This is a genomic window from Arthrobacter sp. LFS091 (assembly GCF_047977885.1).
Classification (GTDB): domain Bacteria; phylum Actinomycetota; class Actinomycetes; order Actinomycetales; family Micrococcaceae; genus Arthrobacter.
On record NZ_JBFPFP010000003.1, the window covers coordinates 464913 to 486944 of the forward strand.

A 22032-nucleotide genomic window follows, 5' to 3' on the forward strand; every position below is an offset into this window, starting at 1 on the left:
CTAGACTCCTTCCGAGGAGGTGGGTGCGGTGGTAGCGGCGCCGGGGGCCAACCCGGGTTCCTGGCCGAACTCGCCGGCCTGGCTGAACTCACTCGGTTTGTCTGCCTGGAGATCGGGGCGTTGCTGGCCCATCGCGTAGATCGAGTGGATGTCGTAGCTCACGGTGTCGCGGAGCATGTTGAACCACTGCCGGCATCCGGTGCTGTGGACCCAGCGCTCGGCGAAAGTGCCCTTGGTGTTCTCGCGGTAGAAGAGGTACTCGGCCCACTCGCGGTCCGTGAGGTCATTCGGGTTTTCCGGGTAGGCGATGTGCGCCTGTCCGCCGTAGTGGAATTCGGTTTCGTCGCGTGGCCCGCAGTTGGGGCAAGAAATGAGGAGCATGTCTGTCCTGTCCTGGCTAGTGGGCCACGGCTGCGGCGCCGTGTTCGTCGATCAAGGCGCCGGTCTCGAAGCGTTCCAGCGCGAACGGCTTGTTCAGCTTGTGCGGTGCGCCGGTGGCGATGGTGTGCGCGAAAGTCAGGCCGGCTGCAGGGGTTCCCTTGAAGCCACCGGTTCCCCAACCACAGTTGACGAACATGTTCTCCACGGGGGAGAGGCCCACAATCGGTGAGGCGTCCAGGGTGGTGTCCACAATGCCGCCCCAGGTCCGGAGCACGTGGGCCCTGGCGAAGATCGGGAATAGCTCCACGGCTGCTGCCATCTGCTCCTCGATCACGTGGAACGAGCCGCGCTGGCCGTAGCCGTTGTAGGAATCAACGCCGGCGCCCATCACCAGTTCGCCCTTGTGGGCCTGGGACACGTAGACGTGGACGTGGTTGGACATGACCACCGTGGGGTGGACTGGTTCGTGCAGTTCGGACACCAGTGCCTGGAGCGGGTGCGACTGGATCGGCAGGCGGAAACCGGCCATTTCCGCCAGGACCGAGCTGTGGCCAGCGGCGCAGAGGCCTACCTTTTCGGTATTAATGGTGCCGCGGGTGGTTTTGACGCCGGTGACGCGGTTGCCGTCCTTGATGAAGCCGGTGACTTCACAGTTCTGGATGATGTCTACGCCCAGCTCGTCGCACTTGCGGGCAAAGGCCCAGGCCACGTGGTCGTGCTTCGCGATGCCTGCGCGCGGCTGGTACGTGGCGCCCATAACGGGGTAGCGGATGTTGTCGCTGATGTTCAGGATGGGGCAGAGTTCCTTGACCTGCTGCGGGTCGAGCCACTCGGCATCCACGCCATTGAGCCTGTTGGCACCAACGCGGCGAACACTTTCACGGACATCGCCCAAGGTGTGGGCCAGGTTCATCACGCCGCGCTGGCTGAACAGGAAGTCGTACTCCAGCTCTTCCGGAAGGATTTCCCACAGCTTGAGGGCGTGCTCGTAAATGGCGGCGCTCTCGTCCCAGAGGTAGTTGGAACGGATGATCGTGGTGTTGCGGGCCATGTTGCCACCGGCCAGCCAGCCCTTTTCCAGGATGGCGATGTTGGTCATGCCGTGATTCTTGGCCAGGTAATAAGCCGTGGCCAGGCCGTGGCCGCCGCCGCCGACAATGACGGCGTCGTAGCTCTTCTTAGGGTCCGGGTTGCGCCAGAGGAAGTCCGGGTGTTCGGGGAGGTGGTCTGCACTCACTGGGCTGCTCCAATCAGTTCTGCTTCGAGGTTGGCCTTGGCGCCATTGCCGAGGTGTGGGTAAAGGGGAAACTTGTCGGCCAGCGCGGTGACGCGGTTGCGGAGTTCGACGGCGGTGGCATCGTCCAGGGCGACATCACCTTCGGTGCCTGCTTCGGTTCCTGCGGATGTGCCGCTCTTTGCCGCGGCGATCAACGCCGTCGCAATGATGTCCGAGACTTCAGTGAAGTCTTCGGCACCGAATCCGCGTGCGGCGAGGGCCGGGGTGCCGATGCGCAGGCCGGAGGAAACCATGGGCGGGCGGGGGTCGAACGGGACGGCGTTGCGGTTGACCGTGATGCCGATTCGGTGCAGCGTGTCTTCGGCCTGCTGGCCGTTCAGTACTGAGTGGCGGAGGTCTGCGAGCACCAGGTGGACGTCAGTTCCGCCGCTGACAACGGAGATGCCGGCTGCTGCAACGTCGTCCTGGAGGAGGCGCTGGGCAAGGATCTTGGAGCCTTCCAATACGCGGACCTGTCGCTCCTGGAACTCGGGCTCGGCGGCCATCTTGAAAGCTACGGCCTTGGCGGCGATGACGTGCTCCAGCGGGCCACCCTGCTGACCGGGGAACACGGCCGAGTTAACCTTCTTGGCGATGTCGGCGTCGTTGGTCAGAATCACGCCACCCCGCGGTCCGCCCAGAGTCTTGTGGGTGGTGCTGGTGACAATGTGGGCGTGTGGAACGGGGCTGGGGTGCAGTCCCGCTGCCACCAGTCCGGCGAAGTGGGCCATATCAACCATGAGGTAAGCGCCCACCAGATCGGCAATGCGGCGGAATTCAGCGAAATCCAGCTGCCGGGCGTAGGCGGACCAGCCGGCGACGATCAGCTTCGGCTTGTTTTCCAAGGCCAGGCGTTCAACGTCGGCCATGTCCACGGTGTGGGTATCCTCGCGGACGCCGTAGGGAACAACGTTGTACAACTTGCCGGAGAAGTTGATGCGCATGCCGTGGGTGAGGTGGCCGCCGTGGGCCAGGTTTAGGCCCATGATGGTGTCGCCCGGGGTGATGAGCGCGTGCATGGCGGAGGCGTTGGCCTGGGCGCCGGAGTGCGGCTGCACGTTCGCGTACTCGGCGCCGAACAAGGACTTCAAGCGGTCGATGGCCAGCTGTTCGATCACATCAACGTGTTCGCAGCCGCCGTAGTAGCGCTTGCCCGGGTAGCCCTCGGCGTACTTATTGGTCAGCACCGATCCCTGCGCCTGCATGACGGCGGTGGGAGCGAAGTTCTCGGAAGCAATCATTTCCAGCGTGGACTGCTGGCGGATGAGTTCCTGGGCGATCGCCTGATCGACCTCCGGGTCCGCCTGGGACAGCGGGCGGATCAAGGGTTCAACCATGGTGTTCTCCTTCAAAGCTTGTCTGGGTGCCGACTGTTAGGCAACTGATATATTAGAACTGTTGCAATAGTATGTTGGAGATCACATAGTCGTCAACAGGTCAGTGGTAATCCATCCGGCAGACTGGGAATGCGACTAACGGGAGAGAGCAATGAGCGCAGCACTGGAAGCACTGGAATCCGTTCCGCAGGGCACATCCCTCGCGGAGAACGCCTACCTGCTGCTGCGTGATCGACTCATCATGCTGGACATCAAGCCCGGCGACCCCATCAACGACGGGCAAGTCGCCGCCGAACTCGGCATCGGGCGCACCCCCGTCCGCGAAGCCATCAAGCGACTGGAAAGCGATCACCTGGTGGTGTCCTACCCCCGGCGTGGCACGTTTGCCACCGGAGTGGACATCACCCAGCTCGCCGAGGTTTCCGAGATCCGCGAGCTCCTGGAGCCCCTGGCCTCCCGGAAAGCCGCACGAATGGCTGGTCCTGCGATGCGGGAAGAGCTGCGCGCGGTTGCCGCTGCAATCAGCGCGCTGGACGGCCAGGACAATTCCTCGCAGGAGCTCATGCGCTACGACATCCAAGTGCACCGGCTGATCTACAAAGCCTCGGCCAACGCGCACCTGGAAGACGTCCTGATCCGCTACGACAACCTCGCCACCCGCATCTGGTGCCACATGCTGGAAAAAATGCCGTCCGTTTCGGGGCACATCTCCGAGCACGCCGAGCTCCTCACGGCCATTGCCGACGGCGATGAAGAACGCGCCGCCGAACTCGCCCTGCACCACGTCGTCAGCTTCGAAGAGACCATCCGCAAGGTCCTCTAGGGCTTCGCGCCCTGCGGCCCTCCCGCCTTCCGGCGGCGGGCTCATCCTCTGCGCGCTCGGTCGTTCCTCCCTTAGACGCGCGCTGCCGGATACCCCCCTCCCGACGCTCTCTCACATCCCTCCCGTTTGCGGCGGACCGTCTCTCACATCCCTCCCGTTTGCGCCGAACCCCCTCTCACGTCCCTCCCGTTTGGCCCGGACCCCCTCTCACGTTCCGGCGTTCCCCGCTGCTGCACGGCGTCCCCTGAAGAGCAGGCGCCGACGGCGGGTAGACGGTAGCCGCCGTCGTCACGCCTTTTGGGCGTCAGCGGTGAGTGAGGGTTGGGCTGAAGGGGGTGGGTTGTGAGTGAGGGTTGGGGTGAGGGGGGTGGGTTGTGAGTGACGGTTGGGCTTGGAATTCCGTTGATTGCAACCAGAACTCGCTGAGTGCAACAACATGAACAACCCCACCATGGACCTTCAAAAGCTCACCCAGCGCCGAAAAGCACCAATAATCCTTTCAAAAAAGACTCTTGACCGTGACCACCAACACACTTAGTCTGGTGCAACAGTGTTGCGTTGAATGCAACCCCAATGATTTTGGTGGACCATGAGCAATGAATCCTCAGTGGCAGCCGACCAAGGCAGCCCTTACCCCAGCCTCAACCGGACAACCAATCCCAACCATGGAGTCAGCAAGGACACTCGACGGCGAGTGGTCACGGCGAGCTTCATCGGCAACTTTGTCGAGTGGTTCGATTACGCGGTGTACGGATACCTGGCCGGCATCATTTCCTCTGTTTTCTTCCCCGAGTCGGACCGTCAGACGGCCCTGCTCGCAACCTTCGGCGTGTTTGCCATCAGCTTCTTTGTCCGGCCCCTGGGTGGTTTCATCTGGGGCCACATCGGGGACAAGCTGGGCCGCAAGCAAGCACTGAGCCTGTCAATCGTCCTCATGTCCGTGGCGACTTTCTGCATAGCCCTGATTCCCGGTTACGCCACCATTGGCGTGATGGCGCCGATCCTGCTCCTCCTGGTGCGCGTCATTCAGGGCTTCTCCGCAGCCGGGGAGTACGCCGGGGCGTCAGCTTTCCTGGTGGAGTACGCGCCGGCGAATCGACGCGGACTCTATGCCGCCGTCGTGCCTGCCAGTACCGCAGCGGGACTGCTGCTGGGCTCTTTGCTGGCCGCCCTGCTCAGTTCAGCGATGACCCCGGAGCAGCTCAGCGAGTGGGGCTGGCGCCTGCCGTTCCTGCTGGCTGCCCCCATGGGGTTGATCGGCCGGTACATCCGGACCAAGCTCGAGGACACGCCCGCGTTCCGGGAGCTCGCGGCCAAGGACAACGCAGTCAAGGCCCCCGCATTCGCCATGTTCAGGACCTACCGGAAGCAACTCATCATTGCCACCGGCGCAGTGTTGCTGAACGCGGTGGGCTTCTACGTGATCCTCAGCTACATGCCCACGTACCTGTCGGAGGAACTGGGCTTTGGCGCAACGGAGTCGTTCCTTGCCACGACCATCGCCCTGGCCAGCTACATCGGCTTCATCTTCCTGACCGGCATGGCGTCGGACAAGTTTGGCCGCAAGCGGATGCTCATCACGGCGTCGGTCCTTTTCGTGCTGCTGACGGTGCCGGCGTTCATGCTCCTGGATACGGGCAATTTCCTGGTGATCGTCCTGGTGCAGATACTGCTGGGCGGCATGCTCACCCTGAACGACGGAACGTTGCCGAGCTTCCTGGCCGAACTCTTCCCCACGAAGGTCCGCTACACCGGATTCGCAGTCAGCTTCAACCTCTCCAACGCTTTGTTCGGCGGCACCGCGCCGTTCATGGCCACCCTTCTTATCGGCATGACCCACAACCAACTGGCTCCCGGTTGGTACCTCGTGGCTGCCGCCCTGGTTTCCCTCATCGCGGTCCTGTTCGCCGCGGAGTCTTCCAAGAAGCCTCTGCTGCAGGACTAGAACAACCAACCCATCGAAAGGAAATGACCATGACCATCACGCAGAACGAGGCCGTCAACGATGTCGCCAAGCTCGAGCGCACCAAGGTCCTCAACAACGGCGAAAAGGTCTCGCTGACCTTCTCCGACGCGGAATTCGAACGCCGCCTAGCCGGACTCCGGAGCATCATGGCGGAGAAGGAACTCGACGCCGTCATTCTCACCAGCTACCACTCCATCAAGTACTACTCCGATTTCCTCTTCACGTACTTCGGCAGGTCTTACGGGATGGTGGTCACCAAGGATGACGCCGTCACCGTTACGGCAAATATCGACGCCGGTATGCCTTGGCGCCGCAGCTACGGCGAGAACCTCGTGTACACGGACTGGCGCCGTGACAACTACATCCACGCAATCCAGGAGGTCCTTCGGACCCGGGGCATCAACCCGCGGCGCATCGGCGTCGAAGACGATTCCCTGCCGCTGGACAACCGCAACAAGATCCAGACAGCTTTCTCCGGTGCAACTCTGGTGGACGTGGCGCAGGCTGCGATGCGTCAGCGCATGATCAAGTCCGCCGAGGAGATCGCCGTCATTAAGCACGGCGCCCGCATTGGTGACCTTGGCGGCGAGGCCATCCGCAACGCCATCACGGCCGGGATCTCCGAGTACGAGGTTGCACTGATCGGTACCGAGGCCATGGTCCACGAAATTGCCCGGACGTTCCCGGATTCTGAAATCCGCGACACCTGGGTGTGGTTCCAGTCCGGCATCAACACCGATGGTGCGCACAACTGGGCAACCACCCGCAAGATCCAGGAACACGACATCCTGTCCCTGAACTGCTTCCCCATGACCAGCGGCTACTACACCGCCCTGGAGCGCACCCTTTTCTATGGCGAACCGGACGCCCGCTCGCTGGAACTGTGGAACATCAACGTGGAGGTCCACAAGCGCGGACTGGAACTCATCAAGCCGGGTGCCGTGTGCAAGGACATCGCGGCAGAGCTCAACGAGATCTACATCAGCCACGGACTGTTGGCCAACCGGACCTTTGGCTATGGCCACTCCTTCGGTGTGCTGAGCCACTACTACGGACGCGAGGCCGGTCTTGAACTCCGCGAGGACATTGACACCGTCTTGGAGCCCGGCATGGTGGTGTCCATGGAGCCGATGATCACGGTGATGGACGGCCAGCCAGGTGCCGGCGGCTACCGTGAGCACGACATCCTGGTGGTTGGCGAAGACGGCGCCGAGAACATCACCAAGTTCCCGTTCGGCCCCGAGTACAACATCATCGGAGCCTAGTGACCAACCGGTGGGCGCAGTGCACGGCGCCCACCGGCTTCCCAGTGGAAGACCGGACCGAGACCCGAAATATAGTGAACCCATGACTCCCACGGAAACCAGCGAGACTCTTGACACCGGCAACAGCAACGGCGACGGCAAGGGAACCTCTGTCATCGTCAACGCCATCGCTGTGCTGAAAAGCTTCAGCGCGGATGAACCCCTGCTTGGAGTCACCGAGATCGCGGGCCGTGTGGGCCTGCACAAGAGCACCGTCTCCCGCATCCTTGCGACGCTGGAACAGGAGAACCTGGTGGAGCGCGACGTCGATTCGCGCAGGTTCCGCTTGGGGCTCGGAATGATCGCCATGGCGGGCCCGCTCCTGGCCGAACTCGAAGAGCGCCGGGTTGCCTACCCCGTACTGCGCGAACTGACCGAGCGCACGGGGGAGACCAGCGCGCTCATGGTGTGGAACGGCGTCGAATCCATGTGTGTGGAGCAGATTCCCAGCAGGCATCAGGTGAAGCACCTTGCTCCTTTGGGTGCCCGTTACAACGAGGCCCTGAGCTCTTCCGTGCAGGTGTTCCTGGCGGCTGAAAACAGCGACAGGGTGCGGAACCTGCTGCGCAGCAACGCGATCACCTTGCCCGGCCTGGACGACGACTCCGTGGAGGCCTACATGGCCCGGCTGGCGGAAGCGGCGGAACGTGGCTGGTCCGTGAACTTCGGGGAGACGTCCATCGAGGAAGTCGGTGTCGCCTCGCCGGTGTACGACCACCGCGGCGACATCGTGGCAGCCGTTCTGATCCCTGCGCCTAAGTTCCGGGTTTCGCAGGACACTTTGACGAGCCTTGGCGAAGCCTGTGCTGCAGCGGCGGCCAAAGTGACCACCCGGCTGGGTGGGCGCGCCCCGCGCTAGTGTGGGTGTGATTGAGCGTTGGGCGGAAGCCGGTGGGATGTGAGTGAGCGTTGGGGGGGTAGCACAACGGTACGGCGACCGCCCCCTCAAAGGGAGCGGTCGCCGTCGTGGTTCAGGACGTGTGCGGAGGGCTTACATGCTCCTTCGCGCTGTGGTCCTTTCGTCCATGACATCCCGGCCGAGCCAAACGCCCAAACCGATCATGGCAACGCCAAGGATCAGGTGCAGCCAGTTGTCAGCCGTGTTGAACGGGATGAAGTTGGCGCCCGTTTCCTGGTTGATGACCAGGCCGTAGATCCAAAGAACGATGTATACGGCGCCGCCGCCCAGGAGGAACAGGCGGGCCATACGATCGTTCCTTGCCATGGCCAAGCCGGCCGCGCCAAACAGCAGATGGACGATGTTGTGGAGTATGGACACTTGGAAGACTCCAAGCAGCATGGCGCCGGAATCATGTCCCGCAAAGGTCATGGCGCCGTAATTGGTGGTGATTCCCGGGATGAAGCCCAGGACGCCAACCAGCAGAAATACAATGCCAACGCCCATGGCGGTGTTGCGAAGTGTCAACCCCATCATGTGGTGGTGTTCGGCGGGGTGCGAAGCGGTGGTCATCAGTCCTCCCTTTCACGCGGTTACCCGGCTCTTCTCATGGAGAGCCGACCTGCGGCAAGGGTGTGGCAAAACCTTGCCGACGCCGCCATAATACTCCTGAAATGCCTCCGATAGCAGGGGATGTGCCCAGTTCAGCGACGATTAGCATGGTCTTATGAGCCAAGCTCCCCACGGACGCGTGCACACGATCTTCCATGACACGCGGGATTTCACGCCTTTCCGCGATGGCCATGTCCGCACCCCGGTCCGGGGGCTCACGGACGGTGTGGGCGGAGTGCTGTCCGGCGTGCTCACTGGCCGGGACCAGGCGAGGATTTCCGTCGTCGGCAGTGTGCCGCGGCTGAGGATGTTGTCGTCCAAGCCCGCCAAGGCCATGCACGACGCTGTTTTCACCTCCACCGAGCCGGAGCGGCTCCTCGCGCTTGGCCGAATGTACCCGGGGTGGGCCGGGTTGTGCCTTGTGGTGTCGGGTCTGCTGACCTACAAGCATGGGGGCTACCTGCGGGCTTCGGAACTGCTGCAGCGCGGCTTAACAACAAGGATCGACGACGACGCCAGCCAGTTCTCGTCCATCTACCTTGGGCAGGTGGTCACCCGGGTGGAGGTTGCCGAGCGCATTGAAGTTCCGGTTCTGTTCAGCGAGGAGTCGGTGTTCCTGGCGTTGTCCCATTGCCTCCGGGAGATGGGGATGATGGAAGCCGCGCTGGAAGCGGTGGTGGGCCTGCCGCCGTCGTTGCCTTCTGCCTTGGCGCGTTGCACGGCTGCCTATTCGCTGGGCCGCCACCGGGATGTGGTGTTGTGGACCGAGGGCTTGCTCAACACAGACGACCTCTCGGCAGCGTTGCTCCTGATCCGCGCCCGGTCGCAGCGGGCTCGGGGTGACGTGGACTCCGCGCAGGCTGCCCTGAAGGAAGTGCTTCGCCGCCGTAAGACCAGCCTGGTGCTGCGGAACGATGCCATGACCGACAGGGCTTTGCTGGCCTTGGAGCAGGGGCGTCGGACATTGACGCCGTGGGCCAGGAAACCAGCCCCGGCCGAAGAACTGGAAACCCTGGAAGTCATCCGTAAGGATGCCGAGATGCGCCGGCTGTGGGAAAACGACTTCAGGCAGCTGGGCGGCGAGTAAAACCCATTGTGCCCCTTCGGGTAGAGGCGTACTGTTGTAATCAACCTAGAGGTTGATAAAGCCATAGGTTGATTACGAAAGGTTGAGTGGGTATGGACCCGGCAGAACTGGGGCCCGACGCGTTGGACAGGGCCTTCATGGCCTTGGCTGACCCCGTGCGGCGGGCAATCGTGGCCCGCCTTTCCCGCAGTGACGCCACCGTCAATGAACTCGCAGAACCTTTCGCCATTACTAAACAAGCGGTTTCCAAGCACATCCAGGTCCTCGAGCATGCGGGGTTGGTGACGCGTTCACGCGACGCTCAGCGCCGCCCCGTTCACCTCGACGCCGCAGCCCTTGAGCGGTTGACGGCCTGGCTGGACCAGTACCGGCTGATCGCCGAGCGTCGCTTCCGGCTGCTCGACGAACTCCTGGCCAGCGATGGTCCCACGGGAGCTGCGGAGAAATAGGGAAGAGGAACTGACATGAGCAATCCAACTACCATCACCGCTGACGACGGTGTCCCGTTCGTTGACACAGTCCGCGAATTCGATGCCCCGGTCAGCGCGGTCTTCAAGGCCCACGTGGACCCCGACCTCCTGGTCAAATGGCTGGGACCGCGCAGCACCACCATGAACGTCACGGAATACAATGCGGTGACAGGCGGCAGTTGGCGGTACGAGAGCGGCGATGGCAACAACCCGTTTTCCTTCCGGGGTGTCTTCCACAAGGTAGACCCTGACGCGCTGATCATCATGACCTTCGAATTCGACGGCGCCCCGGACCAGGTGGGCATCAGCACCACCACGTTCGAGGAAGTGGATGGGCGGACCCGGATAGTCGCCCACGAGGTCTACCCCTCAGTGGAGGCGCGGGATATGGCGCTGGCAACCGGCATGAATTACGGCGTGATCGAGGGCTATGAGCGGCTCGACGAGTTGCTTTCTGCCTAGGCTGAAGCGCTGGCCCACGCCTGGACCAGCAGGGGAATGAGCTGTTCGGACAATAGCACTGCCCCCAGCCCGATCATGATGATCCCGCTGACCAGGGTGACCACCTTGGCTGCGCCAGGCCGTGACGCCAGCAGCTTCCGGGAGGTCAAGGCAACCGCTGTGTAGACCACTGCAGCAAGGAACACGAAGGTCAGGCCGAGCAGGCCGGACTGGACGGGGACGGGAAGTGCTGCTTCGGGGCTCACGAACTGCGGCACCAGCGCCACGAAGAACAGCAGGCCTTTGGGGTTGATGCCGCTGGTGCCCATTCCCTGCAGGAACGTCCGGAGCGGGTTGGCGGAATGCACGACGCCGGCTTCCGCACTGAAGCTGGCACCTCGCCACGACCGGATGGTTGCGACGCCAAGCCAGAGCAGGTAGGCGGCTCCGGCGACGGTGAGCCAGCCCAGCAGCCCCGGTACACCCGCCAGAAGTGCGGCCAACCCTGCCGCCATCAGCACGGTATGGATGACGTACCCGCTGCACAATCCGGCCACTGCCGGGACAAAGCTGCGCTGGCGCAGGCCGGCGGAAATGGAGTAAGCCCAGTCGACGCCCGGGGTGCAGGCCAGGGTGACCGCAACGAGGATGAAGGCGAGGAACAGCTGCGGATTCACGGTTTTCTCCAAGGGTTGTTGAGCTAGGAAAACTCTAGGCAAATTCGGGCCATAAGTGTTCGCTTATTTAGCTCAGTCGCTCCTGTTCTGAGTAAGATATTTGCGTGATTGACGGAATCGATAGAAGTATTTTGCGCCATCTTCGTGAAGACGGAAGAATGACTGCGACGGCTCTCGCCTCGAAGGTGGGTTTGACCGTGGCGCCATGCCACCGACGTCTCCGGGACCTGGAGTCCTCGGGGGTGATTCGTGGGTATCGTGCGGACATCGATCCCGCGGCGCTGGGGCTGGGGTTTGAGGCTATTGTCTTCGTCACCCTGCGCCAGGTTGAGCGCACCATCATGGCGGAGTTCGAAGAGCGCGTTGCGGCGAGCCCCAACATTGTTGAGGCCCAGCGCCTGTTCGGCTCCCCGGACTATCTGCTGAAAGTCATTGCCGCCGACCTGCCCGCCTACCAGCGCTTTTACGACGACGAACTTGCGGCACTGCCAGCGGTGGAACGGCTGACGTCAACGCTGGTCATGAAGAACCTGAAGACCAACATCGGGCCTCCCGTTTAGGTCTACTCCGACAACAAGCCAGTTGTCCTGTACGGAATCACTTCCCTGAGGAACATGCTGGTGGAGGTGCGCACAATCCCCGGGCACAGCCGGATTTCCTCGGAAACGCGGTACAGATCGTCAGGGCTTTTGGCGACAACCCTGATGATGAGGTCGGTGTCGCCTGCGGGCGCGTGGCATTCCAGGACTTCGGGGATCTTCCGGAGCGCGGCGATGGCTTCGTTCAGGTGGCTTTGATCGAGTTCGGCACTAACCGCGGCCGCAACTCCGCGACCCAGCGCTGATGGAAGGACGCGGCTGCTGTTGGCTCGCAGGGCTCCGGACGCGCTCATCCTTTCCAGCCGGGATTGAACGGTCCCGCGGGCAAGGTGCAACTTTTGGGCAAGCACCATGATGGGGACCCTCGGGTCTTCGTCCAGTGCGGCGAGGATTCGGCGGTCCGTCGCATCCAGTTCCTGCAAAGTGACCACTTCCTGCCGTCTTGTTATCCCCGGACTGGTCAAATCGACCAACCAAGTCACTGTCCGTTGCGCCAACTGTATGCCTTCTGCTGAAATGGTGGCAACGAAGCAGGGATAAGCTACCGCTGATCCCGGCACGGCGCCAAGGCACCCGGAACACCACCCGGAGCCCTGTACAGGTTTCCCGCAAGGAAGCAGCCGCTGATTGACTCTTGTTCACAGCATTGTCATTCACCACTCGCCCGTTCGTTTGGGCAGCAAGTAAGAGCCCCTGAGCCACCGGATCGTTGCGGTAGCTGAGGGGCTCTTGCGTTGCCTGGCCCGGGCGCCCCGCCGCATAGGCTTGGACCATGACTTCCGCTGGACGCTTCGCCCCGAGCCCTTCGGGCGAACTGCACGTGGGCAACCTTCGTACGGCGGTACTTGCATGGCTCTTCGCGAAATCCACTGCCCGGACGTTCCTGCTGCGCGTCGAGGACCTTGACCGCTCGCGGTCCGGTGCGGAGGCTGAGCAGCTCCGCGATCTGGAGGCCATCGGCGTAAGGTGGGCCGCCGCCGTCGTACGCCAGACCGAGCGTACGGCTCTGTACGATGACGCGATCGCCCGGCTGACTGCCGAAGGCCGCACCTACGAGTGCTTCTGCACGCGCCGGGAAATCCAGGAGGCTCCCTCGGCCCCGCACGCTCCGCAGGGCGCGTATCCGGGGACGTGCCGACGGCTGTCGCACGGTGAACGGGAGATCCGCAGGGCGTCGCGTCCGGCGTCCATACGCCTGCGCTCGGACGTTGCGGAATGGGCTGTTGAGGACCAGTTGAACGGGAAATTCGTGGGCATGGTGGACGACTTCGTCCTCCGCCGGAACGATGGCGTCACCGCCTATAACCTGGCCGTTGTGGTGGACGACGCCGAGCAGGGAATCGACCAAGTGGTCCGCGGCGACGACCTCCTCCCGTCCACCCCGCGTCAGGCGTACCTGGCCACGCTGCTAGGCGCGCCGGTACCCGAATATGCCCACGTTCCGTTGGTGGTAAACCACGACGGCGTGAGGCTGGCCAAGCGCGACGGCGCGGTGACGCTGGGCGAGCTCGCCGCCGTCGGAATTCCTGCCGAACGTGTCCGGAATCTGATCCTCGAATCACTCGGTCTCCCGGCGGGCCCGTTGGAGGACGCGCTCCCGTTTTTCGACCCGGAGCGGCTGCCCCGGGAGCCGTGGGTGTGGAAAACTCCCACAGACTGAAACGACGTCCCAGTAGGCTGTCTGGATGCACTCACAAGTGATCGCCCCCGGTTTCGAACCAGTTGCCGAGCTCTTCGGTCGTTTCCTCGACCAGGATCCCGAGTATTCCGCGCAGGTGGCGGCCTACCATCGGGGCGTTAAGGTGCTGGACCTCAGCGGCGGTCCGCACATCCGGCCTGATTCGGTCACCGGAGTCTTCTCCTGTTCAAAAGGCATGGCAGGATTGGTGATCGCGTTGCTGGTGCAGGACGGCGTGCTTGATCTCGACGCGGAGGTGGTCAAGTACTGGCCCGAGTTTGGTGCGCAAGGCAAGGGGTCCATCACCGTCGCGCAGCTGCTGTCCCACCAGGCCGGGCTCCTGGGGGTGGAAGGCGGACTGACTCTGGAGGAGGTCAACAACTCTGAACTCGCCGCGGCCAAGCTGGCAGCGCTTGCTCCGTTATGGAAGCCAGGGGCGGCCTTCGGCTACCACGCACTCACCATCGGGATCTTCATGGAAGAGCTGTGCCGTCGCATCACCGGTTCCACGCTGCAGCAGGTCTTCGAGCAGCGAATCCGGTCTCTTGCGGGTGCGGACTTCTACTTGGGCCTGCCCGAAGCCGACGACGCCAAGTTTGCGCGTTTCCGGTGGGCCGCGGATCCGTCATGGCCGTGGGTGGATCCTGCCAGCCACTTCGGCCTGGCGGCGAATTCTGCAGTGGGCGACATTCTGGACCTGCCGAACATCCCGGAAGTGCGGGCCGCGGGGCTGAGCTCCGCGGCGGGTGTCGCGAGCGCCGATGGTATGGCCAGAATTTATGCTGCCGCGCTGACTGGTTTGGCCGGTCACGGTGACGCCGCAGGGGGTGGCGGCCAGCCCGCCGTCGGCCCCTTCCTGACGGAGGAAACCATCCGTACGGTGACAGCTGAGCAGGTGTTCGGCATCGACCGCGTGTTTGGGGAGACTGGTTGCTTTGCCACTGTTTTCATGAAGTCGCACACCCGGATGCCCTTCGGCAGTTACCGCGCTTTCGGGCACGACGGCGCCAGCGCATCTCTGGGGTTCGCGGACCCTGTGTATGAACTCGGCTTTGGATACGTGCCGCAGCAGGCCGAGCCTGGGGGAGTGGGCTGCCGCAACTTCCTGTTGAGTTCAGCCGTGCGCCAGGCGATCGAGGGACGCGCCGCGTAAAGCTACGGAGTGAGCTTCGCTGCGTGCACGCCGGCTGCCATTCCGGCCCACAGGGTGTCCGTGGTGGCATTGACGATGTCATCCACGGTTGTGCCGTCCAGGTGATTCCCTGCGGCAAGAACGGCCGCTCCGTGCAGGCTGACGAAGCACACCATTGCCAACGTCCCGGGGTCGCCTTCGGCCAGCTCTCCGGCGTTCTGGCCTTCGACGATCATGGCTTGGGCAACATGGATTCCCTGTTCGGCCGTGCTTCTCAGTTCGGCGCTGGAATCCGGATGGTGCTTGCTGGAATACATGACCGTCAGGAGGGCCGGGTGGGCAACAGCGAACTCCACGTACGCCTTTCCGACGCCGACGAAACGGCTCCGAAGCCCGAGGCCGGAGTGCGAGGCGTTACGGATGAGGCTGTTCATCGATTCAAAGCCGGCCAGGGCCAGGGCGTCGATCAGGGCCTGTTTGTCACGGAAATGCTTGGCCGGCGCGCCGTGGCTGACGTTCATCTCCCGCGCCAACTGGCGCAGGGATAAGCCATCCACACCAACGTCCTCGATGGATTCCATGGCGCGCTCCAGCAGGGCCTCGCGGAGCTTTCCGTGATGGTAGGGCTGCTGGGTCATGCTTCAAGTCTAAATGAAAGTAGTCATTGACAACAAAGTAGGCACTGCCTACCATGTAGACACCGACTACTTCAGTAACCCATCCAAACGATCGGAACCCACCATGACCATGACCTACTCAGGCACCACGGCGCTCATCACGGGCGCCAGCTCAGGACTCGGCGCCGAGTTCGCCCGACAGTTTGCTGCCCGGGGTGCCGGCCTCGTCCTGGTCGCGCGACGTGCGGACCGGATGGAAGAGCTGGCAAAGGAACTCCGCGCCAAGCACGGCGTCACGGTCACGGTACTTCCCATGGACCTGGGCCGCCCCGGCGTTGGCAAAGAACTGTTCGAGGAAGTCAGCAGCCGTGGGATCACCGTGGACACGCTGATCAATAACGCAGGCTTCGGAACCCACTCGCCATTCGTCGAGGAAGAGCCGGATGTCATTGCCTCCGAAATAGCCCTCAACGTGGCTGCGCTTGTCGATATCACCCGGTCCTTCCTTCCCGGCTTGCTCGCCTCCGGAACCGGGGCCTTGGTCAACGTGGCCAGCACGGCCGCGTTCCAGCCCATCCCCGGCATGGCAGTGTACGGAGCCACCAAAGCGTTCGTGCTCAGTTTCACGGAAGCCGTTGCCCATGAAACCAAGGATTCCGGGCTCAACGTGCTTGCCCTGTGCCCTGGGGCGACCAGCACGGAGTTCTTCGACGTCGTGGGAAGCCAGTCCGCAGCAGCAGGCCGCATGCAGTCCTCCGAACAGGTCGTTGGAACCGCACTGAAGGCACTTGACCGCAAGGGCACGCCAGGAAGCGTGGTTTCCGGCTGGGCCAACCGCATCGCGGCCGGTTTCGCGCAGCGACTGCCCAGGGCCGTCACCGTTGCCATCGCGGCGCGGGCTGTCCAGGACTGACGCGGGCCCTTCGCAACGGAACCTCCGGTGTCCTCCCTGCGGCGGAGCAGTTAGCCTGAAGACAGGGCCGAGCATCATCGGCACCCCACCACCCGAAGGCCAACATGACCGAACCACGCTTCACCGTAGAGACCGCCCAAGTCCTGGCGGAGGTGGCCCACAACCGGCAGAAGGACAAGCTCAAGCGCCCGTATCGCGAGCATGTCCTGGCCGTTGGCGACGCGCTCGCGGATTTTGACGAGGACATCCAGATCGCCGGCTACCTTCACGACATCGCCGAGGACACGCCCATCACCAGGCAAGCCCTGCTGGACATGGGGGTTTCCGAACGTGCCGTGGACATTATCGAACGGGTCACGCGCCGTTTCCACGACGATCCGGACGATTACGACGCCGGCATACGCTTCGTAGCGGAGGACCACGACGCCACGTTGGTGAAAATCGCCGACAACGCACACAACTCGCTGCCTGAAAGGGTCAGGGCGCTCGCGGAAAAGTGGCCTGACAAGCCGCCCACAACGCGGTACGCCGATGCCCGTCCGGTCCTGTACACGGCCGTTCCCCGGGAGGAAGTGGAGCTGATCCTGCAGCGGATCAACCCGTACCTGCTCCAGGAGCTGGACGAGATCGTTCCCGAATAGGCTTACTTGCCATTGCGAGGCCCGCTCTGCACGCTATGAAGGCGATTTGGGGGTGCAGAGCAGGCCCCGCAACGCGTCAGCCGGCGGCCGCTTCGAGCCGCCGAAGTGCAGCGGCCCGGCCCTTGTGCCCGCGTCGTTCGTCGAACGCGATGGACAGGCCCATCACCGCCATCATTTCCAGCATGCACAGAGGCACGGAAGCCCCAGCTGCGGCCATGGCAATGCTTCCCGCCAAGGCAAGGACTACTACGGCCGTGCTCACCAGCAGGTCGCGGTCACGGCCGAGCATGATGCTGTAGAGCGTGGTGAGTGAAACCTTGAAAAGGATGATCGGGATGGCGATCGATGCCACGGCTCCGGCCGCCGGGACCTGGGCTTCGTGGTCGATGAAGTAGGCCGCAATATGGAGCCCTGCGCCGGTGGCTGCGATGGCCGCGAAAATGATCATGTGCCCGTAGCCGAAGACCCAGGAGCGGTGCCGCTGCAGATGAAGGGCAGGGCCTGCGGGGAGGATGAAGTAGATCCACCACATGGCGAAGGCCAACCCGGTACCGCTGAAACCAACCAGTGCAGCATCCACCGACCAGCCGTGGGTGGCGACGATGGCGCGCAGGGTTTCGATGGCCCCGATCAAGCACTCTCCCAAGGCAATGATGGCCAAGAGCCCGTACCTTTCCGCGATGTGGTGGGCGTGCCAGGGCGTACGGATCTTGCGTTCGGCGAAGTAGGGCGTCGCCATCTCCAGAACAAAGAGGGGAGCAGCCATCAGGAACGTGGTGAGGACATCGGTCTCGATTACCAGGGCAAGGACCCAGCCGATCTGGACAACCGCCAAGTACTTCGCGTAACGGAGGCATGTCTCGCGGCGTTCCGGGTCTTGGCGGGCAGCGCGCAGCCATTGGAAGATCAAGGCCACGCGCATGATGATGTAGCCGATAAGGATGGCCACGTTGTCGACGTGATCCCCGTCGACAATCGAGTGGAACATCGGTTCGATACCCATGGCCAGGATCAAGACGCCCACCATTTGCACCATGGTGACCACGCGGAACACCCAGTCATCCGTGTCGTAGGCGCTGGCGAACCAGGTGAAGTTGATCCAAGCCCAAATCACGGCGAACATCGCGAAGCTGAAACCCAGCAGGCCGGCGCCGAAATGCGCCTCGGCGACGGCATGTGCGAACTGGTTGCCGGCAACACCGAAGGCGATCACAAATGTCAGGTCGAAAAACAGCTCAAGCGGTGTGGCTGTGCGGTGTTTCTCGTGGGGATCGCGGCCGCCCATGGTGGACAGGGCATGGCGAAGTGGGTTTGTGGACATGGCTCAAAGATTACCGTTGCCGCGACCTCAGCGGGTGGCTCGGCCTAGACGCGGCCCAGGGCGTCGATGTCTTCGAGGAAGTCCTGGTGGACCTCGGCGCTGACGGTAGTGCGGGTGTCGGCGATTGCGTCGAGGTAGTCCTGCGTGACAGGTCCTTTCCGTCCGTTCGCCCCACCCGAAGCCGCACCGTCGTCGTACACGGCTTTTTCCAGGGCGCGCTGGGAGGCGCTGCGGGCAGCGAACTCGATGTCCGCGGGCGAGAACCCCTCCGTCCTCGACACCAACAAAGAAATGTCCACCGAATCCACCACCGTGGCTGGGATGAAGCGCTGCCACATGGCTTCCCGGGCGTGCACGTCCGGCAGGCCGATAGGGATGACGTAGTCGAACCGGCCGTGGCGCAGGAACGCGGTGTCCAGGGCACGGATGAAGTTGGTGGCGCACACCAGGAGCCGGCCGGGTTGTTCGCGGAAGGCCGGGATGATTTTGAGCAGTTCGTTGGTGACGCCCTGCAGCGGCGACGGCGGATCGCCGGCACGCTGCGAGGCGATCTCTTCGACCTCGTCGATGAACACGACCGCGTGCTCGAGCTCGGCGATTTCCAGGAACGTTTCGCGCAGTGCCCCGGCCAGGCCTTTGGGGTCGGAGGCCAAACGGGAGGGGAAGACTTCCACGAACGGCCACTCCAGCCGGGAGGCGATGGCCTTGGCGAAGGTAGTCTTGCCGGTGCCCGGCGGACCGAACAGCACCACTGCGCGCGGGGGCACGACGCCGTATTCGTCGGCGAGGTCTGCTTCGGCCAACGGCAGCACCAGCCGGCGCTCCAGGAGTTCCTTCTCCCGCCGCATGCCTGCGACGTTCTCCCAGAGATCACGGGCCAAGATGCGCCCGCCAAGCAGCCCGAGCGCGCCGAGTTCCTGGCGTTGCACCGGGATGGTCCGTTCGAAGTAGCGCAGGTTCTTCTTGACGACGAAGCCGCGGCCCAGGAACGCCTCGACGCGCGTTTCCGTTTCCGGCATCAGTGCGGAGAGCTTGTTGAGCCCGTGCGGGGCCATGCGGTTTTCGACGGCGGACAGCAGCGAGGTGCCGATGCCCCGGCCGCGGAACTCAGTCAGGGTGGCGAGGAAAACGATCCAGCCTTGGTCGTGGGCGGCGCGTCCGACGGCGGCACCCACCACCTGATCGCCCTGCACCGCAACCACTGCGTGGTCCTTTTCGCAGGAGGCGAGGACCTCCGACAGTGCGTACACGGGTTCAACACCGTCAGCTTTGAGCGACTCCCAGAGGTGCAGGATGCCGTCCAGATCGGACGAGTGGAAGTCCCTGATTCGCCAGTTCGTCATGCTCATAACTCCTCGGTGGATCGCCGTTGATTCCTTGGAGTTGAGCATAGGCGAATCACTGCTGCCGAAGGTTGCGCCCCCGTTGCGTTACGAAACGGGATGCAACCGCACTCCTGGGGTGCTGCGTGCCGTGGCTCGGAAGTACTCCTGGCGCTGGCGTCCCAGGCCCTCAATTTCCACCTCCACCACGTCACCGGGCTGGATGAAGGGGAACCGGCCGGACATGGCTACTCCTTCGGGCGTTCCCGTGATGACTACGTCGCCGGGTTCAAGGACCATGTACTGGCTGAGGTGGTGGACGATCGTGGCGGGGTCGAAGATCATGTCCGAGGTGCTGGAGTCCTGGCGGGATTCGCCGTTGACCTCGGTCTGGAGGCGCAGGCTGTCCGGGTCGATGTCGGCGGCGGGGACCAGCCACGGGCCCAGGGGAGTGGAGGCCGGGAGGGATTTGCCCTTGGTCCATTGTCCGGCTGCGCCCGGGATTTGGTAGTCGCGCTCGGAGAGGTCGTTTGCCACTGCGTAGCCTGCGATGCAGCTTTCCGCCTCCTCAGGGGAGGAAAGGTATGACGCTTCCCGGCCGATCACGATTGCCAGCTCCACTTCGTAGTCGTACTTTTCCGACGACGGCGGGATGGGGGCGGCGTCGAAAGGGCCGACTATGGTGTTGCTCGGCTTGAGGAACACCACGGGCTCCTCGGGCGGAGTTGCGCCGGATTCGGCTGCGTGGGCGGTGTAGTTCAGGCCGATGGCCACCACGGAGCCGGGCCGGGCCACGGGTGCACCGACGCGAAGGCCCACCGCAGAGATTTCGGGGAGTTCGACTTTGTTCAGGGCCTTACGGGTGCGTGCGATGCCGTCCGAGGCGAGGAAACCGCCGTCGATGTCGTTGGTCAGGGCCGCGAGGCTGAAGTATTTCTCGGTTCCGTCGGCGTCCTGGGCGATGACTGCCGGTTGTTCGTTTCCGGCTGTGCCCAGCCTGGCGAATTTCAAGGTCATGGCTTCCTCCGTGCGTTCGGGACTAACATCCGAACTCTAGTGTGGTGGGGTCGTCCCTGCTTCGGAAATGTGACCCGTTGACAAGTAATACATCAGATGTTTAGTGTCGGTGGGAATCTGGACGTACCTCAGGAGCCGCATGAGCACCGTGATACTCAGCTTTCCGAACAGCCCTGCATGGAAGGAAACCCGTTGATCCAGCACGCACCATGGTTTGAAGAGGCCCGTTTGGGGATGTTCGTGCACTGGGGACTCTATGCGCTCCCTGCCCGGCATGAGTGGGTGATGAACCGGGAGGAAATCAGTGTTGAAGCCTATGAACAGTACTTCCGGCGCTTTGATCCGGATCTTTACGATCCCCGTGAATGGGCCCGTGTCGCCCGTTCCGCGGGTATGAAGTACGTGGTCCTCACCACCAAGCACCATGACGGCTTTTGCTTATGGGACTCGGCGCTGACCGAGTACAAGGCCACCAACACGCCCGCGGGCCGGGACCTGATCGCCCCGTACGTCGAAGCGCTCAGGGCCGAGGGACTGAAGGTCGGTTTCTACCACTCGCTCATCGATTGGCACCACCCGGACTTCACCATCGACGGGGTGCACCCGCAACGCAACGCACCCGACGTCGAGAGTTTGAACAGCGGACGGGACATGGCCCGCTACCGGGAGTACCTGCATGGTCAAGTGAGGGAGCTCCTGAGCAACTACGGCACTATCGACTACCTGTTTTTCGACTTTTCCTACGCAGGGCTAGGGCAGGAGGAGTTCTGGGGCGGCAAAGGCCGGAAGGACTGGGACTCCGAGGCCCTGCTGGCCATGGTGCGGGAGTTGCAGCCCGGAATCATCGTCAATGACCGGCTGGATATACCGGGAGACTTCATCACGCCGGAACAGTACCAGCCCGCCGGCCCCATGATGCTCGACGGCGTCCCGGTCACCTGGGAGGCGTGCCAGACCCTCAATGGCAGCTGGGGCTACGACCGCGACAACCTCGACTACAAGTCCGTGGATATGCTCATCCGGATGCTCGTTGACGGGGTGTCCAAGGGCGGCAACCTGCTCCTGAACGTCGGCCCGACAGGGAGGGGCGGCATCGATCCCCGGGCATTGGCCTCGCTGGAAGGAATTGGCGAGTGGATGACGTTGCACTCCCGCTCCATCTACGGCGCCGGGGCCTCGGCATTCACAGCCCCGCCGGATGCCCGCTACACGCAGCGCGGTGACCGGCTCTACGTGCACCTCTTCGCGTGGCCGTTCGAGTACGTCCATCTCCCGGGCCTGGCCGGCAAGGTCGAGTACGCGCAGTTGCTGAATGACGCTTCCGAGGTGTTCCTCCGTGAAGTCGATCCCCAGCAGCAGGCAATGAACTTGACCCCTGGCGGCCAGCCTCCCGGAACGTTGACCGTGAAACTCCCGGTCCAGCGGCCCGACGTCGCGGTTCCGGTGATTGAACTGTTCCTGAAGCCGGGTGAGCGGGCGGATCGCGCTTAGCGGTTTGCCCGGGGGAGGATTGGGGTATC

General features: G+C 63.2%; 23 protein-coding genes. 13 read left to right on the plus strand and 10 right to left on the minus strand.

From position 1 onward, the window contains the following. The 3 genes from ACNQOP_RS07895 to glyA are packed head-to-tail and all read right to left on the minus strand — an operon-like array spanning window position 1 to window position 2994. Window positions 1-381: a sarcosine oxidase subunit delta gene (locus ACNQOP_RS07895; RefSeq protein ID WP_284986674.1), complete on the minus strand. Its 381-nt coding sequence runs from the start codon at window positions 379-381 to the stop codon at window positions 1-3. 16 nt (window positions 382-397) lie between these two features. Beyond that, entirely contained in the window at window positions 398-1618 is a 1221-nt protein-coding gene (locus ACNQOP_RS07900; RefSeq protein WP_235521032.1) for a sarcosine oxidase subunit beta family protein, read from the minus strand. Continuing rightward, complete coding sequence (glyA, locus tag ACNQOP_RS07905; protein ID WP_284986672.1) at window positions 1615-2994, minus strand: serine hydroxymethyltransferase; 1380 nt, start codon at window positions 2992-2994, stop codon at window positions 1615-1617. Before glyA ends, ACNQOP_RS07900 begins: the two co-directional genes overlap by 4 nt. Before the next feature lie 151 nt (window positions 2995-3145). Here glyA and ACNQOP_RS07910 point away from each other — a divergent pair, with 151 nt between their 5' ends. The 4 genes from ACNQOP_RS07910 to ACNQOP_RS07925 all read left to right on the plus strand — a co-directional run bounded on the left by ACNQOP_RS07910 (window position 3146) and on the right by ACNQOP_RS07925 (window position 7946). Next, the gene (locus ACNQOP_RS07910; RefSeq protein ID WP_235521027.1) at window positions 3146-3817 is read left to right on the plus strand and encodes a GntR family transcriptional regulator; all 672 of its coding nucleotides are present in this window, start codon (window positions 3146-3148) and stop codon (window positions 3815-3817) included. Between the two features lie 589 nt (window positions 3818-4406). After that, window positions 4407-5762 (plus strand): MFS transporter, encoded by a 1356-nt coding sequence (locus ACNQOP_RS07915; RefSeq protein ID WP_416403987.1) that lies wholly within the window; start codon window positions 4407-4409, stop codon window positions 5760-5762. Window positions 5763-5791: 29 nt separating this feature from the next. Next, window positions 5792-7048, plus strand: coding sequence for an aminopeptidase P family protein (locus ACNQOP_RS07920; protein WP_416403989.1), 1257 nt, complete (start codon window positions 5792-5794; stop codon window positions 7046-7048). A gap of 82 nt (window positions 7049-7130) precedes the next feature. Continuing rightward, window positions 7131-7946, plus strand: a complete 816-nt coding sequence (locus ACNQOP_RS07925; protein WP_416403991.1) for an IclR family transcriptional regulator — start codon at window positions 7131-7133, stop codon at window positions 7944-7946. Window positions 7947-8078: 132 nt separating this feature from the next. On the opposite strand, the gene ACNQOP_RS07930 is transcribed toward ACNQOP_RS07925, so the two are convergent. Continuing rightward, complete coding sequence (locus ACNQOP_RS07930) at window positions 8079-8558, minus strand: DUF4383 domain-containing protein (protein ID WP_235521020.1); 480 nt, start codon at window positions 8556-8558, stop codon at window positions 8079-8081. Between the two features lie 154 nt (window positions 8559-8712). Between ACNQOP_RS07930 and ACNQOP_RS07935 the strand changes: the two genes are divergently transcribed. The 3 genes from ACNQOP_RS07935 to ACNQOP_RS07945 all read left to right on the plus strand — a co-directional run bounded on the left by ACNQOP_RS07935 (window position 8713) and on the right by ACNQOP_RS07945 (window position 10616). Then, window positions 8713-9684: a hypothetical protein gene (locus ACNQOP_RS07935; protein ID WP_416403993.1), complete on the plus strand. Its 972-nt coding sequence runs from the start codon at window positions 8713-8715 to the stop codon at window positions 9682-9684. Between the two features lie 92 nt (window positions 9685-9776). Continuing rightward, window positions 9777-10133, plus strand: a complete 357-nt coding sequence (locus tag ACNQOP_RS07940; RefSeq protein WP_284986663.1) for an ArsR/SmtB family transcription factor — start codon at window positions 9777-9779, stop codon at window positions 10131-10133. Between the two features lie 15 nt (window positions 10134-10148). Beyond that, a complete protein-coding gene (locus tag ACNQOP_RS07945; RefSeq protein ID WP_284986662.1) occupies window positions 10149-10616 on the plus strand; it encodes an SRPBCC family protein in 468 nt (155 codons plus the stop codon). On the opposite strand, the gene ACNQOP_RS07950 is transcribed toward ACNQOP_RS07945, so the two are convergent. Beyond that, window positions 10613-11272, minus strand: a complete 660-nt coding sequence (locus ACNQOP_RS07950) for a LysE family translocator (protein ID WP_349469205.1) — start codon at window positions 11270-11272, stop codon at window positions 10613-10615. The two genes, ACNQOP_RS07945 and ACNQOP_RS07950, sit on opposite strands and share 4 nt — an antisense overlap. Window positions 11273-11376: 104 nt before the next feature. On the opposite strand from ACNQOP_RS07950, the gene ACNQOP_RS07955 reads away from it, so the two are divergent. Next, entirely contained in the window at window positions 11377-11832 is a 456-nt protein-coding gene (locus ACNQOP_RS07955; protein WP_235521013.1) for an Lrp/AsnC family transcriptional regulator, read from the plus strand. 2 nt (window positions 11833-11834) lie between these two features. Here the strand turns inward: ACNQOP_RS07955 and ACNQOP_RS07960 are convergent, their stop codons facing one another. Next, complete coding sequence (locus ACNQOP_RS07960; protein WP_257370845.1) at window positions 11835-12293, minus strand: Lrp/AsnC family transcriptional regulator; 459 nt, start codon at window positions 12291-12293, stop codon at window positions 11835-11837. A gap of 350 nt (window positions 12294-12643) precedes the next feature. Here ACNQOP_RS07960 and gluQRS point away from each other — a divergent pair, with 350 nt between their 5' ends. Together gluQRS and ACNQOP_RS07970 are read left to right on the plus strand one after the other, a co-directional pair. After that, a complete protein-coding gene (gene gluQRS / locus ACNQOP_RS07965) occupies window positions 12644-13531 on the plus strand; it encodes a tRNA glutamyl-Q(34) synthetase GluQRS (RefSeq protein WP_416403995.1) in 888 nt (295 codons plus the stop codon). 25 nt (window positions 13532-13556) lie between these two features. Continuing rightward, window positions 13557-14702 (plus strand): serine hydrolase domain-containing protein, encoded by a 1146-nt coding sequence (locus ACNQOP_RS07970; protein ID WP_416403996.1) that lies wholly within the window; start codon window positions 13557-13559, stop codon window positions 14700-14702. Window positions 14703-14704: 2 nt separating this feature from the next. Here the strand turns inward: ACNQOP_RS07970 and ACNQOP_RS07975 are convergent, their stop codons facing one another. After that, a complete protein-coding gene (locus ACNQOP_RS07975; protein WP_416403998.1) occupies window positions 14705-15319 on the minus strand; it encodes a TetR/AcrR family transcriptional regulator in 615 nt (204 codons plus the stop codon). Window positions 15320-15332: 13 nt separating this feature from the next. On the opposite strand from ACNQOP_RS07975, the gene ACNQOP_RS07980 reads away from it, so the two are divergent. After that, entirely contained in the window at window positions 15333-16211 is an 879-nt protein-coding gene (locus tag ACNQOP_RS07980) for an SDR family NAD(P)-dependent oxidoreductase (RefSeq protein WP_416404000.1), read from the plus strand. A gap of 104 nt (window positions 16212-16315) precedes the next feature. Further along, complete coding sequence (locus ACNQOP_RS07985) at window positions 16316-16852, plus strand: phosphohydrolase (protein ID WP_416404002.1); 537 nt, start codon at window positions 16316-16318, stop codon at window positions 16850-16852. 76 nt (window positions 16853-16928) lie between these two features. Here the strand turns inward: ACNQOP_RS07985 and ACNQOP_RS07990 are convergent, their stop codons facing one another. The 3 genes from ACNQOP_RS07990 to ACNQOP_RS08000 all read right to left on the minus strand — a co-directional run bounded on the left by ACNQOP_RS07990 (window position 16929) and on the right by ACNQOP_RS08000 (window position 20512). Further along, window positions 16929-18173 (minus strand): low temperature requirement protein A, encoded by a 1245-nt coding sequence (locus tag ACNQOP_RS07990; RefSeq protein ID WP_416404003.1) that lies wholly within the window; start codon window positions 18171-18173, stop codon window positions 16929-16931. A 44-nt stretch (window positions 18174-18217) separates the two neighbouring features. Further along, a complete protein-coding gene (locus tag ACNQOP_RS07995; RefSeq protein ID WP_284986650.1) occupies window positions 18218-19516 on the minus strand; it encodes an ATP-binding protein in 1299 nt (432 codons plus the stop codon). Between the two features lie 87 nt (window positions 19517-19603). Further along, on the minus strand, window positions 19604-20512 hold the full coding sequence (locus tag ACNQOP_RS08000; RefSeq protein WP_416404005.1) for a fumarylacetoacetate hydrolase family protein: 909 nt from the start codon (window positions 20510-20512) through the stop codon (window positions 19604-19606). Between the two features lie 192 nt (window positions 20513-20704). Here ACNQOP_RS08000 and ACNQOP_RS08005 point away from each other — a divergent pair, with 192 nt between their 5' ends. After that, window positions 20705-22003, plus strand: a complete 1299-nt coding sequence (locus ACNQOP_RS08005) for an alpha-L-fucosidase (RefSeq protein WP_416404007.1) — start codon at window positions 20705-20707, stop codon at window positions 22001-22003. The last annotated feature ends 29 nt before the right edge of the window (window positions 22004-22032 follow it).